Raw genomic sequence first — 16,978 nt, 5'->3', positions numbered from 1 at the left:
AAATGATCCCTTTAAAAATATTATTCACCACAAATGATTAATTGTGGACAGAACCCAACAAACGTGCTATTATAACTTATGTAATCAGATGAGTTCATCAGATGGTTCAACGAAACGCCTCTAGTTGGGGCTGAATGATTAAATAGAGTCGCGGATTTGAACAATAACTTTTAGAAGAGTAAACAATCAATCAAAGTTGAGGGAGATAATCATTATGACTAAGAAAACTGCTTTACAATTAATCGCTACTGTTGCACTTGCTGCTGGTTTTATCGGGGTTTCTGGTGTTGGCGCTAATGCCGCAACGACGGATGATGCGACAAACAAGCAAACGACTGATGCTACAGTTTCATTAACCGCCGGTGACGGTGGTGATGGTGCCCACTCCGGTACTATTAAGTTAGTCACTGCGCCAAACATGGTCTTTGGACCAGCTCTGAGTGAAGATGGTAAAACGGGTGGTACGCCTATTACAGGTGCTTCACAAACGATCAAAGCTAGTTCATTGACGGCGTCTAAAAATTCATCTAATGAACTTCCAACTGGCGTTACTGCACAACCTGGTGATGTGACCGTTGTTAACGCTGGGTCTACGGATCCTTGGAATGTCACGGTGCAAGCTTCTGACTTTACCGGGACCGGTACTACAGCTACTGACAAGACTCTTCTAGGGGCTACGATCAACCTTAAGGGTTCTGCTGTGAGTGCTAATGGTAACACCGATAACGCAGCTATTGCAGCACAACCAGCTGTTACTGCCGGTGGCGATGCAGTTCAAGTGCTTTCCGCTACTGCCGGTAACGGGATTGGGACGTGGGCGAACCGTTTGACGACTGACAGTGACTTGACCATCCAAGGTGGTAACAGTGCCGGTACCTACGCCTCAACCTTGACTTGGACGATTGCTGATACGGCATCAACGCAAGCTTAATTAATCGAATAATCATCTCAGAAGTTGCAACATTACCATAAATATTAAATTAAGAATGCGGTAGCGACAGCTACCGCATTCTTTGTTACAATGAAGAAAACGGTTTACAAAACATGATGGAGGCTGGGTTAATCATGAAACGTTGGTTGAGGATGTTGGTAACGTTAGGGACGTTGCTGGTGGCATTTGGCTGGATGCAGCAGACAAAGACGGCAAAGGCGGAAAACGTCGGTTATTCGGTCAGCACCATTACGCCGAAGAATCAGGATGATAAGAAAGTCACGTACTTTGCGCTCCGCGTGAAACCGAGTCAACAACAGAAGTTGACGATTGTGATTCACAACTCGAGCAAGTCAACCAAACAATTCCAGGTTGGCGTTAATCAGGCGATGACCAACACGAATGGGGTGGTGGATTACAGTCAGGCCAACCCCAAGCTGGATAGTTCCTTAAAGGTGGGGATCAAAGACATCTTCACCAAGGACAGCACGCAGAAGGTTACGGTTAAGGGTCAAAGTGACAAGAAGGTTTCCGTGACCTACAAGATGCCCGCTAAGAAAATCGATGGGATGATCTTAGGTGGGATCTACGTTAAGGAATTGAAGAAAAATCAGGCCAAGAGCAAGAAGAACGGGGTCACGATCAGTAACGCCTTTGCCTACGTAATTGGGGTTCGGCTCCGAGAAAGTGGTATTGACGTGGCGCCCGACATGCGGTTGCATACGGTCAAGGCCGGCCAGATTAGTGGCTTGAATCAGATTCAGGCCAATCTACAAAATCCCCGTCCCGGTCTGATGAAGGCGTTAAAAATCGTTTCCAAGGTCACGAAGCAGGGCAGCAATAAAGCCGTGTTGACGCAGACCAAGGAAAACATGGCGATGGCACCTAACACCAACTTCAACTATTCCATTCCGTGGGGCGATAAGCAATTGACTGCCGGTGATTACACCTTGACACTCGATGCTTACGCCAAGGGTGGCTACCATTGGCAATTCACCAAGAACTTTACGATTAGTCAAAAAGACATTAATTCGTTGAAGAACCGGATCAACACGCCGCAGAAGAACTACTTCTGGTGGTTTGTGGCCGGCGGAATTATCATTGTGCTCTTACTGGCCATCATCATTTACTTGTTGATGAAGAACCGGAAGAAGAATGATGAGGATCAGGATACAACGGATTAGCGACAACTCTAACTAAAAATGGTTTCTTGATTGACAGACGTCGATCAGGGGACCGTTTTTTAGTTTGCATGAAATTGAGTTTATACAGGATGTTACAAGCGACGACTTTAGCCAACTTATACCGTTCTGAGAGTCAAGACGATGTTCCGGTAGACAATGCGCAAGCCAATCGTCAAAGAACTATGAGATAGGCACTTCTCATGATTATATCATCCGATAAGTAATTGCTTACAAAAATGCTTATCATTTAAAACGATAAATGATATAATATATGTATTAAACACATGAAATAATTAGATATTGCGATGCTAAAATTCGAAATATTAAAGCTCATGTGGCGAATGACGGGTGAGGTCTGACAATCAACGATATGGTTGTGGGGCAAAGTGATGACTAGGCATCACAAAATGAGGGGGCATTTTGATGAAATCAATACGAATCACGCGGTGGCTGTTGGCACTGACGGCTGCGGCGATGGGGATGGGCGTTGCAACGAAAGCAGAAGCCATTCAAGTGGCCCCTCCTTACTATACGGAAACGACCGCTTTGGCTAACGCGCCGCAGGGGACCCCCTTGTCGGGATACTTCACGTTTCCAAGCAATAGTAATGTGAAGACTAACTCGGCAAAGGTTGTGTCCGCCACGAGTCCAGTATCGGGCTTAACCAACGATGCTGTTCAGATTACGGCTAATAGTCCGAGTCAGACGGGCGCGGTGTGGTCGACCAAGGCCTCCTTTGATTTACAACACAATCAAACGGCATCGATGTGGATCTTCGCTAGTGGGGCATTGAATAAGACCCCCGGCGACGGCATGGCCTTTGTGCTCCAGAATGGTGATACGAGCCAGTTCTCGGACAATGGTGAGGCCTTAGGTGTCTGGGGGACCGATCCGGAGTCAAAGACCAGTGATCCGGCAGCTTTAGCCAATACGGCCATTCCCAACAGTTGGGCGCTAGAATTTGATACGTACAAGAATGACTTTGAACCAACATCATCGATATTGAACGTGAGCGACTGGAATTTGGATAAGGCCGATCCATCGTCATTTGACTTGGGAACGGCGAGTGACTCGGGAACGCAGTCGACCATCGGTGGTCCGCACATTGCGGCCAACTATCCGGGAGAGGCCAGCACGTATCAGCCGATGGGGCCAAAGTATGGCTATAAAGCGGGAGATATTGCCGGCATCTTACATGCTTCCCAATACTATTACTACGGAATGACCCATCTGGGGTACATTTCCACGTCGAACAATTTAGCCAATAATGCGTGGCACCACATCACCTTGAACTATCAAGCCCCCACAGCCGTGGGTGGTAACGGTACGATGACCTACAATTATGATGATAAAGACCCGGCCACGGGATTGGCTAAGACGGCCACGGCCACGCGTTCCGTGCCCATTAATTTGAGTAAATTCAATCTCAGCGGCGGCCAATCGGCCATTCGGTGGGGCTTTACGGGATCGACCGGTGAAATGAGTGAGACCAACTTGGTCGTCTTCGACCAGATCCCCGGGCAAACGAAGACCACGGCGACCACCGCGATGACCTACATGAAGGACGGACAACCGGTGACGGTCAATAATGGCGATACGATTCCCGGTGGCGCCGATGTCACGCTTAACTATACGGCACAGCGACAGAGTGGGGACGCCGATTGGCAAGGTTTGAATGCAGAATTACAGGCACCAAATAATCTTAACCTTGCGGACACGGCTACGGTTAGTTATGCCGATGGGACCACCCGCAAGGTCACGATTGCTAAGCAAACCGATGGCTATATCCGCGTCAACTTGGCTAAAGACGGCAGCGACACCGGCCTATCATTGGCCAACCAGGATGCGGTTAAGATTGCGATTACGGGTAAAAGTCGCAATCCGACGAGTGGCACGCTGAGTAGTGGGACCGGTCTGACTAACTACTTCAAGGGAAGCAACGCGGTTTCAACGGTGGCCTCGCCGACCTTCACGATTGCGCACGCCGACATCAATATGTTGCGCTTAGTACCAGATAGCCAAACCGTGCACGTGAATCTGGGAGAAACCCCACGTGTGACCGGGAAAGTCGTCAGTGGCGATGGCTCGGCCTTGGACAACAGCGATCTGACCCTTAGAGGGTGGACGAAAAATGAAGCGAACGTAAACTATAAGCTTCCCGATATGAAGCTAAGTGATGCAAATCCCGCGTCAGGGTTTACGTTTGACATTTCCGGCGCGTTCCTGACGACGACGCCCGGTCGTTACAGCTTACATTTAGAGGTCTCGGATTCGCCTGGAAATCTGTCGAGCGCGGATATAACGATCATTGTCGGCGACCTGACGTTTGGCGAGACCTCGGGTGACCTGAGCTATCGGGCGCCATTGACCGGCAGCACGCAGATTATCCAGCGAGCCGATCCGAACTGGACCTTTAAGATCAATGATTCGCTGGCAAAAGATAGTGACTGGAAGTTATACGCCCGGGCGTCAGCGTTGACCTCCACGACGACGCCGGGAACAACGTTGGACGGACAGCTGATTTTTCAAAATGGCGGGGTAGAGCAGCCGCTATCGGCGACGACGGATACGTTAATCACGGATCATCCATCCGATGGCACCACGACGCCTGTTGACATCGCTGGTGACTGGGACCAGAATTCGGGAATTCTGCTGAAGGTCAATGGTGGCGCACAAGTTGGCGATTATCAGGGAACCGTGACCTGGACGCTTTCGAACACGGATAGTTAGGAAATGGACAATCATTTAAATGAAAAGCGGGTTGTCTCATCGGATGAGGTGGGATGATCCGCTTTTTGTTACGCGATGGGTAAATGATTGCTGATGTTACACATTTGGCGTTGTGAGCTTAAACGAATCTTAAAATGGGTGGGCGACTGATGACAAAACCGACTGTAATGGAACGCTGATAGCTCGGCATTTACCCGCTATGAGAAACGACTGTGTCGCCGACAATCTTAACCTTTGCGTGATTACCATTCGAACCCTATGATGGTATACTCTATATATGATATCAGTTCGACCAATGACTAGTGGTTGGCTGATGAACGGTTAAGACCCAACCCGTGTCCGTGATTGTTCCAGATTGATTGGGCACATGGTCGTCGGATGGTTAAGCGGCGACAAGGTTGCGGTTAGAATAGACCCGCGTGATGAACGGGTAAGGGGGCATTTTATGCAGGTTAGAAAGGGACTATTAGGAGTTGTGGCGGTGACGATTGCCGGTCTCGGGCTATGGGCACCCGTGGTCACGGCTGATGCCAAGTCAGCGGTCTACTATACGGGGGCAGCGGCACTAACCGGTGCACCACAGGGTGTTGATCTGAATGATGCTGCGAATAAAGATTACTTCACCATTAGTAATAATGCCGATGGGACGACAGGGACGAATTCTGCCCAATTGCTTGATGCTGGCAGTCCGACCGGGCTTGGCAACTCGGCGATTCAGATTTCCAAGGCTGGGGCGACCAATACGTGGGGCTCGATCTGGTCGACGGACAAGACCTTTGATCTGAGTCAGCCCGAGACGGCGTCCATGTGGATCTATGCGAGTGGTGAAGGTGCCAGTAGCATTGGCGATGGGATGGCCTTTGTTCTCCAGAACGATACGAACGGGGTCAATGCGTTCGCCCATACGAAGGTGTTTGACTCTAGCAGCAGTACGACGCCCACGGTTGATGATCCTGGGATTGGTGAAAGCATGGGGGTCTGGGGAGTTGATCCAGGAAGCTATAACCAGACGAATTTAGGCGACTCGGCAATTTCCAATAGCTGGGCACTGGAATTCGATACGGCTAGTAACGCCTATACGCCGCCATATGGTGCAGAAGTGTCCGCACCATCTGCCTTTGATTTGGGAAAGTACTACAACAGTTTTGATGCGGACGGCAATCCCACGGGTTCCGGAACAACGGTAAGCAGTACGGATAACCATATTGCTTCAAATTATCCGGCCGATTCAAGTATTTATACGGGGACGGCACAAACGGGAAAGAAAGACGCCTGGTCAAAGCCAATAACTTTTGGGAGTATTACGCTATCGCCTAGTGCTTGGACTTACGATTATTCAGCGTCGTACTACTACTACGCGATGCAACACCTGGGCTACCTCGACGAAGGGGCAACGGGATCGGGGAACTTATCCGATCACCGATGGCATCACGTCACAATGACGTACACGCCGCCCACTGGTAGTGATGCGAACGGTTCGATGACCTACACCTACGACGATAAGAATGCCGATACGGGCCAGCCACAGACACCCGCCAACTCTGCAACGGTGCCGATTATTCTGAGCAAGTTCAGTCTGGCTGATGGTTCAACGAAGGTCCGCTGGGGCTTTACGGGATCAACTGGGCAAAATACCGAGAATAGTTACGTTATCTTTGACCAGATACCGGGTGAAGCCGATACCAGTGCGACCGCGACGTTGAGTCAACAGGGTAGCGATGGGACCTATACTACGGTCGACAGCAGTACGGGTGCACTGACTAGTGGAACGCCGGTCAAACTCGAATATGACTTTAAACGAACCGGTGGAACCAAGGATTGGAAGGACGTGAATGCCGATCTGAAGATTCCTAGCAGTATATCACTGACCTCCGGGACGATTTCCAATCCAGATGGGACAGACGGCGGCAGTGTCGATCTGTCCAAGCTCAGCGGCACGGATCTTCCCGTCTCGATGGGAACGAATGGCGACGGACTCACGTTGAGTGGTACCCAATCGGGGAAGATCACCCTGTATGGCACGGTCAAAGACACCACCGCTACGGAGAGCAGTACGAGCAGTTATTTCCAAGGAAGTAACGCCTCTTCGGTCGCCCAACTAACCGGGTTCTCGGTGAAGAAGTCAGCCTTGAACATGGATATCGATGATAGTGCCAGCACGCTAAAGGTGAATTACGATAGCGGCAAGGATGCGAGTGTTGTGGGTGTTGCGGTCCCGACGGATACGACACTATCGCGTTCGGACATCACCATTTATCCCGAGTTAAACAAAGTTGCCTTGGATTCGTTTAAGATGGATGACGAGGCTTATATCAATCCTAACTATGGGAATACCGGCTTCACCTATCCGATTACGAATGACAAGCTTAAATCAGGCAAGAATACGATTAGCTTTTACGCCAAGGATACGGCGGGGGACAAATCGCCGGTGATCTCGCGGACGATTACGGCCGGAACGGCACAACTGGGCGCAATGAGTGGGGATCTGTCATTTGGCTCTTCTGCGTTGACGGGAAGTGCCAGTACGCTAAGCCGTGATGGGACTTGGAGCCTAGATGTGGACGATTCGTTGACTTCCGGAAGTACCTGGAAATTAGAAGCCGCAACGGATGGGATGTTCCAGCAGAATACGGCCACCAGCACCCCGCTGGATGGATCACTGGTTTATACGGCGAGCGATGGGACCACCGAGACGCTAGGTAGTAGTCCAACGGAAATTGCCAGTGGGACGTCAGACGGCACGACTACTTCGACGAACATTGCCCAGGACTGGACGACGGACACCGGCATTCGGTTGAAGGTGAACAGTGGAGCGGTCGAAGGCAATTATGCCGGAACGATCAACTGGTCGTTTGTTAATTCAGTTCAATAACTAATAATCGGTTATCAACGGCGTCTTCCATTGGGAGGACGCCGTTTTTGGCGGGATGAAATGGTCATCGTGGCGTCAAAGACAAGCATGAACGATCGTGTGCGAACTTAAGGCTGAACGCTAAGCAGGTGATTTCACAGCCAGACCTGTTGTGTAAAACGTATAAAGCTTAGGAAGTTGGGACGGTTTTCGACAAGCATTTTTTAGGATTTTTTAAGTGTTACATCATTTACCTTTTGTGGATAAGGACGTGGTACAACATGCACGGCAATCTAAAACAGCTAAACACAAGATGAAAGCGGATAAATGGGACGATTGCGGCGCTTTGACCGTGAATTTACACGGCGCTGGGAGAACAATTTGTTCATTAATTTAGCTTATCATTTGGATGGTATGATGGTATACTATATTTATTAGGGTAGTTAAATATTTCCGTGACCATCCGTTTGGGACGGTTATCAATTCAATCAATTATTTTGCCATTATTTTCGAGGCACAATCATCAGATTTTTAAAGTTGTAGGTTAATCACAGGTTCGGTTAAGTCCGAACAGGGGGCATAATATGACTATACGGAAGGGATTGCTGGAAATCACAGCAGCACTGACCATTGCCGGACTAGGGCTATGGGTGAGTGGTCAGACGGCTAACGCTGATCCAATAGCGTCAACGACTTATAATACAGGTGCAAAAGCGCTGCTCGATGCGCCACAAGGGGTATTCTTGGGGAGTGGAACGAAATCAAATTACTTTACGATTGATAATACGGTTTCCACGGCTTCTGGGAGCAATGCGGCTAAATTGATAGCTGCTGGTAACACAGGCGGGAGCTCCAATAGTGCCATTCAAATTTCTAAAGCCGGGACGACACAGAGCTGGGGGTCTATTTGGTCGAGCGATCAGTCCTTTGACCTAAGTAAAAAAGAAACCGCTTCAATGTGGATCTATGCCAGCGCTGAAGGAAACGCCAGTGCTAGTACGAGTGCCGGTGATGGGATGGCCTTTGTTTTACAAAACGGGGGAACCAACGTCTATTCCGGTTCCGGTGAGTCAATGGGGGTCTGGGGTGTGCCAGATTCTTTGTTTGCACAAACCAATGTTGCCAGCACGGCGATTCAAAACAGTTGGGCCTTGGAATTCGATACTTTCCCGAATGGGTCCATTCCAACGCAGCCAACCTATGACGATCTTGACTTTTTCGAAATAGGACCTAAGACGAATCCGACTTGGAACTTTACGAATCAACAACCCACGTCGTTTGATGTCAATGGGGAGACGCCCAGCGGCCAGTCACCGATTGCGGATACGCACATTGCCTCGAATTATCCGGGGAGTAGTGACACCTATGTTGAGACATCGGACTATGCCAAAGGACAAAAGAAAATGCCGATGGGATCCGTTCAGGATTACCAGGGCGACTTCTATTACTATTCGATGCGACATCTGGGCTATCTCGACGAAGGGCCTACGGGAACCAGCGGGAATTTGTCCGACCAGCGGTGGCATCACATTACCGTTGATTACACGCCACCGACCACAGCTGGTGGCAAGGGCTCAATGACCTATACGTATAACGATAAGAATCCAGATACGGGGATGCCCGTCGCATCATCAGATTACGCAACGGTTCCCATTGACCTCAGTAAGTTCAACTTAGCATCTGGACAGACGAAGGTTCGCTGGGGCTTTACAGGGTCGACCGGAGCGGCTTCCGAAAACAACTATGTGATTTTCGACCAACTTCCTGGTCAAGCGCAAACGGAAGCTACGGCTAAGCTGAGCTACTTGAATAATAATTTCGGTGATTATGAGGATGTCAACGATGGTGGATCGATTCCTGGGAACTCGACCGTGAAGTTGACCTATAACTTTGGACGGACGGATGGCGATGAAGACTGGAAATCCGTTAATGCCAATTTGTACGTTCCCAAAGATTTGACCATTACGAAGGGGACCATTGACTATCCAGACGGGACTAGTGGAACGGTAGACACCAGTGCGATCGGCTCAGCCCCAGGTGGTCAGTCCCAAGTCCTGAAGGTGCCCTTGGCTGGCAGTGGACTCACGATGAGTGGGACGCAACACGCCACGATTACGTTGACGGGAACGGCGAACAACGTCGCGACAAGTACAACCGGAGTCACCGAGGCAGCTCAGACCAGCTACTTTACCGGGACGAACGCCTCTTCATCGGCTAAATTGCCCAGCTTTAAAATTACATCCAAAGTGAACGCTGATTTGTTAATGGATACATTTAAGGATAAAGGGGTACTGAAGGTTAATTATGGTGGTGCAGACGATGCCCATGTCATTGGCACAGCGCTGCCTCATGACATAAATGCAGTTAAGGCGAAAGATATTGTGGTTCACCCGGCAATCAACGGGGTGTCGCAAGACGCCGTGACCATGGAGAGTATGCCATCGTCCGACCCGACCCTTGGCAATAGTCCATACTACTTTGACTACGATGTGCCTAATAGTAAGTTGCAGCCCGGCAATAATACGATTAGCTTCTATGCCACATATGGATCGGGGGATACCAAAATTACCTCAACGACCGTGAATGCGACCGTGGTTGCGGGAACCGTGGGCTTCGGCCATACCAGTGGTGATATGACCTTTGAGCCGACGACGTTGACGGGGAGCGGTAGTGTCCTGATTAAACGGGATAGCGACTGGAGCCTGGATGTGGATGACAACCAGATTAATACCCAAAAAGACACAGAAGATACAGAGGATACAGAAGACAAAGGAGACGCGGCACCCTGGAGCGTGACGGCTAGGACGGACGGCATGTACACGACTGGTACGGCGGTTAAAACGAAACTGGACGGTGAGCTGATCTATGTTGATGCAAAGGGTATAAGACATCACTTGGATGGTTCAGATAACCCCGTTATCGCTAGCGGCAGTGCTAGCAAAGATGGGACGGAGTTGACTACGAACATTGCTAAGGACTGGACGGATCAGAGCGGTATCATGCTGAGAGTCAACAGTGGTGCGGTACAAGGTGTTTATAGCGGTGAGATTACGTGGTCATTCATTAACTCAGTGGACACGGGGAGTACCAGTACACCAACTAGCTAAGCGTGCAGAGATTGCTGGGAAACCAGCGAACAATGATGGCTGAAATCGGCTACTTGATTTGGTACGATCAGGCCTTAAATCCAGTACTGAAAGAAGTTACACCCAGAAATGGGGGTAGCTTTTTTATTTTGACGTGAGACGATTCTGATACGAATAGGGGTAATTGATTGGTAATGTTATTTACCTAACGATAGCGGTGCTTAAATACTGGTGTGGCTGAACTTCCTCGTATACTAAAGATGAAGTGTATTGAGTGTTTTGGGGGAAGGAGTCGTGTGTCTTATGAAATTTCGGACAGGTTTACTAGGGATACTTGTCGCGATTTGGGCGGTGTTTGCCGGTGGTGGTCTGACGGGGCAGGCCGCGGATAGTACGACCGATCAGGACGCTGCGGATCTTGCGGCTGCCCAACAGAGCATGCCACAGGGACTGCCACTCAGTGACTATTTTAAGATTGGGGATTTTGATGGCGTCAATTCGGCCAAGGTCCAGGACTCCACCAATCCCAGCACCATGGGAACCCAAGCGGTACAATTGACCAACGGCACGCATCAACTGGGAACGATTTGGGCGAATAGTGCGATTGCCTTTGACCTTTCTCGAGATGAGCGGGCCTCTATGTGGATGTACTTTGGTAACAAGCAGGGGAATGCCGGCGATGGGATGGCCTTTGTCCTGCAAAATGATCCACGGGGAACCAAGGCCACGGCGCTAACCAAGGATGGTCAGCCAGCGAGTGGTGAATCGCTAGGCGTTTGGGGCTATCCGGATGATTACACCACGGAAATAGGCGGGGCGACCAAGGTGGCCAGCCAAGCCATTCAGGATAGTTGGGCGCTGGAATTTGACACCTTTGTGAATAACCAATATATGGATAATAATACGACGAAGGCCACGAGCTTTGACAATTCACTACGGTATCCTCACGTGGCATCAGGGCTTCCGGGAAATCTAAATACCTATGCGCGTAAGGCGGTCAATGTCGATCTTCAAAATTCAATTTATAACTACGCGACGGTCATGAACCATTCCGGCTTAATCCAAGGAACGGATTCCAAGTTTCTATCGAATGGCGCTTGGCACCATCTCAGTCTGAAGTGGACGGCCAGCACGGATACCATGACTTATACGCTGAACGATAAAGACCCAGCGACGGGGGATGCACAGACCGGCCAGTCCGCGTCGGTGACGATTCAGCCCAGTCAAATTGGGAACAAGACTACCGCGCTGTGGGGCTTTACGGGCTCAACGGGGGATAATTCGGAGAATAATTTGGTGACCTTCGAACAGATCCCCGGTCTGGTCAATAGTAGTGCGACGGGGACCGTCCACGACTTGACGCAAAATAAGGTGGTTGCGGCCGGCGATAGCGTCAACACCAATGATCGGCTTCGACTGGACTACCAGCTGAACTACGACTCGGGGAGTGCCCCTTGGCGTAATATTCGCGCGAACCTCAAGTTGCCAACGGGGGTTACCCCCACTAGCGGGCAGATCACCAATCCGGATGGTACGACATCGAACTTTGACGTGAGTGACCTGACCAATCAAACCTTAACGACCACGCTCCCCCAATCCTTAACGACTAGTCAGCCCAAGGCGACCGTTTCCGTCTACGCGAAGGCTAGCGGCACCGCCACGACGGTTCCCAGTTCACGGGGAGACTTCGTCGGCAGTAATGCCATTACCTCGGCTACGATGAATGGGTTCTCAGTTAAACAGCTGAGTTCCTCGTTAAGTCTTTTGCTGGGCACGTCATCGACGGTAAATGTCGATGCCAATCAAGATGCCGACATTACAGGGGTGGCCTCGGTTCTGGGCGGCAGTGTCGCCAGCAAAGGCGTCACCCTTCATCCAACCTTAAACGGCCAGGATCTCGCCACGACGACCGTTAGTCCTGGGAGCTTCTCATACACGGTTCCGGCCGCTAGTCTGAAGCCGGGGACCAACACCCTGAATCTGTATGCCAGCGATACCTTAGGCGATGTGTCGAATGATCTAAACATTACCATTGTTGTGGGGTCGTTGGACTTTGGCAAGGTCTCCGCAACCAGTACCTTTAAGCCTACCGCCTTAATCGGGACGACACAGGATATCCTACCCGCAGACGATTGGCAACTGAATGTGGATGATACCCGTACGGCGGGGAATCACTGGCAGTTGCAGGCCAGCACCACACCATTTACGGATGATGCGGGTCATCAACTGGCGGGACAACTGCGGTATCGCACGGCCAATGACGATCTGGTCTTGGGTTCGACGCCGACAACGATTGCGACGCACACGACTGATGCAACGAGTGGATCGACCACGGATGTCGCTAGTGGATGGAATGCCTCGACGGGACTCTATCTGCAAGTCGATGGTGGCGCCGTGGCCGGAACCTACACGGGGAAAGTCACGTGGACGTTAAGCAATGCACCGAGTTAGGCTGAATTCACGATATTAGAAAGCACCTTAAAGCATAGCGAATCTTCAACGAGAGTTGGGGATTCGCTATTTTTGGTTAGGAGAGACACGGTGAAGAGAGAATCTCGGGCGATTAGGATAGATGATAGGTTGTAATTAATGTGGACACTATCTTGAAAGTGGTGAAGAAAAAGCTGATCTGAAAGCTGTTACAGATAAATATTTTTGTGTGGCAGTTATGTATAAAAATAATAAGTATGTATACAGAAAATGTTAACCATGACCATTGCATAGTCACAAATTCGCTTGCTTTCGGCCTTTGTTAAAAGAGCTGTATGCTAGCCGTAACAAGTATTCATCGAAATGGTTATCAGCTGAGAATTAATGATTACTAAAAATAGTTTTTAGAGTTGTATTTCTATGTTAAACCTAATATAATGAAAGTTGTTAATAATGGAATTAGTATAGGGGAGTCGGCGTATAACTGCATACTGATGAAACACTAATTTTACGGGGATTATCGTGGGCCGAGTGACTAACGGCGAAAGTTCATTTGTTAACTTAACTTTTTGGGGCAACCATTGAACAATGGCCTTAGGGAACAAATCGCACGATTAAACAACTGGGTGACGCAACTATTATCCTGACTAGGTAATGGTACGTTTTTGGGGTTAAAGGAGCGGATGAGTTTGAAATTTAAAACGGTATTTTTAAGTGTGATGGCCATTGGGTTAGGGTTGCTTGTTGGGGGACAAGGGGTTACGGCGCAGGCACAAACTAATGTGCGTGATGTGCTACCGAAGGCACCACAAGGGGTGTCGGTGACCGATTACTTTACAGCTGGGGAGATTGGGAGTAACTCAGCGGTGTTGGCAAAAACCGGATATGGTGCCGATAAAGCCGTTCAGCTTACCAATACAACGGGACAATTGGGCACAATTTGGACGAAAGATGATTCAGAAATGAGCTTGGATTCGGATCAAACAGCCGCTATGTGGATGTATTTTGGTAATGGGAATTCCGGTTCTGGTGATGGAATGGCCTTTGTTATGCAAAATGATGACCGTGGAATAAAAGCAAGTACAACCAATGCCGCTGGGGAACCCATTGGTGGTGAAACGTTAGGTGTTTGGGGTACTGATCAGGATGATACAATGTCGGACGCGGACGCAGTTGCCAAGACGGGGATTCAGAAGAGTTGGGCATTGGAATTTGATACGTTTCGGAACAATATACCTGATAGTTTAAATAAACAAACTGGACAAGATGCTTTGGGGAAGGGAAGTTCATTTGACATTGATGATGCTTTGAACTGGAAAAATGCTCATATCGCTTCAGGTTTTCCAGGAAGCGGATCAACATACAATATGCATACGGTGCCGGTCTCAACGACGGAAAAGGTTCAAACGGGAACTTTTTGGGGACAACCAATATATACAGATGTCACGACCACAACAAATCATTACTATGCAACGATGAACCATACGCAGCCGATTGAAGGACGAACTAGCAGTTGGCTGGTAGATGGCGCTTGGTATCATGTCACCTTAAAGTGGAATGCGGCCAATGAAACGATGACGTATATCTTTGATGATAAGGACGCAACGACTGGTGCCGCCAAAGCAAATCCTGCGACTAAAACGGTTAGTGTCCCTAAGAGCACGTTTGGGACAACAGATAAAGTGCGTTGGGGCTTTACAGGGTCCACCGGTTCAAACTGGGAACCCAATATCGTTATCTTTGAGCAAGTTCCCGGTATTGTTAATGCTAATAGCACGGCCGAGATTAAAGACGAAACTGATCAAAAGACCGTGACCAGTGGTGCTACTGTTGGGGGCGGCCACAGCATGCGGGTCACCTACAACCTGTCATACACGGGCGGTAGTCAGAACTGGAAGGATATTCAGGCAAACCTTAACTTACCTGCTAACATTGATTACACGGATGGGACGATTGAGTATGGGGATAGTACGTTGCCCGTCACGAAGTTGAGTAAAGAAGAGATTGAGTCGGGTACCTTGACGTTACCAGTCAAAGAGTTATCCAAGACCAATCCAACGGCAACGATTACGTTAAACGGGGATGCAAAGGCTGGCAGTACGACGGAATTAGCGAATAAGTTTGTCGGGTCAAACGCCCTGACTGATGCGCGAACGCCGGCATTTACGGTAACCGCACCTTCAAAGACGGGTGCCTTCCATATGGCTTGGACGGGGGACAGTACATCTGGAAGCACGACGGTAGCACCGAAAACCGATGTTCCCGTGACCGCACAGCTGAGCTATGAGGATGGGAGCGTTGTGGATAATAGTAGTACGGTGATTCATCCTGTCATCGATGGTGCGGAACAGCAGCCCATCCCGCTAAAGGCAACGGACACGCCGGGGACTGTATCTTACGATGTTCCGCAAGACAAGTTGACGTCGGGACAGCCTCACACGCTGAAATTGTACGCTGAAGACGGCTACGGTCGAATTTCAGACAAAATATCGTACAAGATTACCGTTAAGGCTGGCTCACTGGATATGAGTGTTCCCACGGGGGCAACGTTTAAACAGACCACACTAACTGGGAGTACACAATTCATCCAGCCCAGTGATGATTTTAAAGTTTCAGTGAGTGACACGCGTGGTACCAATAATGATTGGACCTTATATGCGAAATCAACCACCTTTGCATCGGTTAGAATGGGAGTCTTGCCGGGGAGGCTGATTTACAAGCAAGGGAGCGATGTTTCGGATCTGACTGCCGGCTTTGTAAAGATTAAGGACCGAACAACTGAGAGTGACAATGATGTGACGGATATCACTCAGGGCTGGGATGCCAATAATGGACTGCTTCTAGAAGTTCAAGGCAATACAATTGGTGGACCGAGTCAGCACCCAGAACTTTATGGTGGAGAAATCACGTGGAGTTTTAGTGATACACCAGAAAATTCAGATGCCTAGACTTTGAAAGCTAGCCGATAGTGGGCTGGCTTTTTTTTAGTTTCCAGATATTCTGATAAAATAAGCACCCTTATCTGCTAAAATTGGTTTTAAAATTGGACTATGATTGGATTATAAATGCTGTTATATCAGCTTTAATTGACCTATTACCTGGACATTCGCTGATGTAGAGAATGTATCATAAAATTTAATCACTTTGTAGCCAGTTGGATAGTCCGACTGGCTTTTTGGTGTGACGAAAAAGTTAGCGGATTTTTGCGAGAAGTGGATGGATTAAGTGCACGTAGCGCCACCGATTTCTGAGCCGTTATGGAAAGTTAGGTGAGAATAATTGGTGATGTGAGTTGTTACAGATAATTATTTTCGGAGGCTAAATTGCATAAATTCTACAAATATACATAAAGTAGGCTATAGGGTGTACTAATGATGGCGATTCAAAATGGCGTGGTTATGGGGTGCTGAATGCTTATAAAAATAGTGTTAAATAAGCATTCACAAAAATAAATATTGTAATGAAAACATTAAGCGGTCGGACAAATCTTTGGAGTTGTATTTTGCTTCTCAGCCTAATATAATGAATGTTGTTAACAGCCGAATCAGTATAGGGGAGTCGTCTTTTCTTTTGAATAAACGCGTGGCTGATTCTACGGGGTGTAATCGGGTGTCGGTTAATCAACGATTTGAACGTTAACTGAACTTATTTACAGCACTTAAGTGATATACCGCTAAAGTACTGACACCACGATTGCAGAAATGACTGACGCATTACCATCTTGAAAAGGTGATGAGACGTTTTGGAGTCAAAGGAGTGGGTAGTC

The 16,978-nt window shown here is 48.9% G+C and carries 7 protein-coding genes; all 7 read left to right on the top strand.

All coding sequences use genetic code 11. The annotated features are described in order from the left end of the window. The first annotated feature begins 214 nt into the window (after positions 1-214). On the top strand, positions 215-931 hold the full coding sequence (locus HEQ50_RS02855; RefSeq protein WP_168899025.1) for a WxL domain-containing protein: 717 nt from the start codon (positions 215-217) through the stop codon (positions 929-931). 134 nt (positions 932-1,065) lie between these two features. Continuing rightward, the gene (locus tag HEQ50_RS02850; RefSeq protein WP_232842659.1) at positions 1,066-2,115 is read left to right on the top strand and encodes a DUF916 and DUF3324 domain-containing protein; all 1,050 of its coding nucleotides are present in this window, start codon (positions 1,066-1,068) and stop codon (positions 2,113-2,115) included. A 423-nt stretch (positions 2,116-2,538) separates the two neighbouring features. Further along, complete coding sequence (locus HEQ50_RS02845; protein ID WP_168899024.1) at positions 2,539-4,845, top strand: hypothetical protein; 2,307 nt, start codon at positions 2,539-2,541, stop codon at positions 4,843-4,845. Positions 4,846-5,290: 445 nt separating this feature from the next. Further along, entirely contained in the window at positions 5,291-7,717 is a 2,427-nt protein-coding gene (locus HEQ50_RS02840) for a hypothetical protein (protein ID WP_168899023.1), read from the top strand. Positions 7,718-8,280: 563 nt separating this feature from the next. After that, positions 8,281-10,803, top strand: coding sequence for a hypothetical protein (locus HEQ50_RS02835; protein WP_168899022.1), 2,523 nt, complete (start codon positions 8,281-8,283; stop codon positions 10,801-10,803). Positions 10,804-11,085: 282 nt separating this feature from the next. Then, complete coding sequence (locus HEQ50_RS02830) at positions 11,086-13,233, top strand: hypothetical protein (protein WP_168899021.1); 2,148 nt, start codon at positions 11,086-11,088, stop codon at positions 13,231-13,233. 668 nt (positions 13,234-13,901) lie between these two features. Continuing rightward, positions 13,902-16,160, top strand: a complete 2,259-nt coding sequence (locus tag HEQ50_RS02825; protein ID WP_168899020.1) for a hypothetical protein — start codon at positions 13,902-13,904, stop codon at positions 16,158-16,160. Positions 16,161-16,978: the final 818 nt, after the last annotated feature.

It is taken from the genome of Lactobacillus sp. HBUAS51381, assembly GCF_012641095.1.
Classification (GTDB): Bacteria; Bacillota; Bacilli; order Lactobacillales; family Lactobacillaceae; genus Levilactobacillus.
Note: the sequence above shows the minus strand (reverse complement) of the source record. Positions and strands in the feature narration are given on the sequence as shown.

Coding starts and splice junctions, on each gene's coding strand:
- HEQ50_RS02850 (WP_232842659.1), top strand. CDS start 1,066: ATGAAACGTTGGTTGAGGATGTTGGTAACGTTAGGGACGTTGCTGGTG.
- HEQ50_RS02840 (WP_168899023.1), top strand. CDS start 5,291: ATGCAGGTTAGAAAGGGACTATTAGGAGTTGTGGCGGTGACGATTGCC.
- HEQ50_RS02845 (WP_168899024.1), top strand. CDS start 2,539: ATGAAATCAATACGAATCACGCGGTGGCTGTTGGCACTGACGGCTGCG.
- HEQ50_RS02835 (WP_168899022.1), top strand. CDS start 8,281: ATGACTATACGGAAGGGATTGCTGGAAATCACAGCAGCACTGACCATT.
- HEQ50_RS02830 (WP_168899021.1), top strand. CDS start 11,086: ATGAAATTTCGGACAGGTTTACTAGGGATACTTGTCGCGATTTGGGCG.
- HEQ50_RS02855 (WP_168899025.1), top strand. CDS start 215: ATGACTAAGAAAACTGCTTTACAATTAATCGCTACTGTTGCACTTGCT.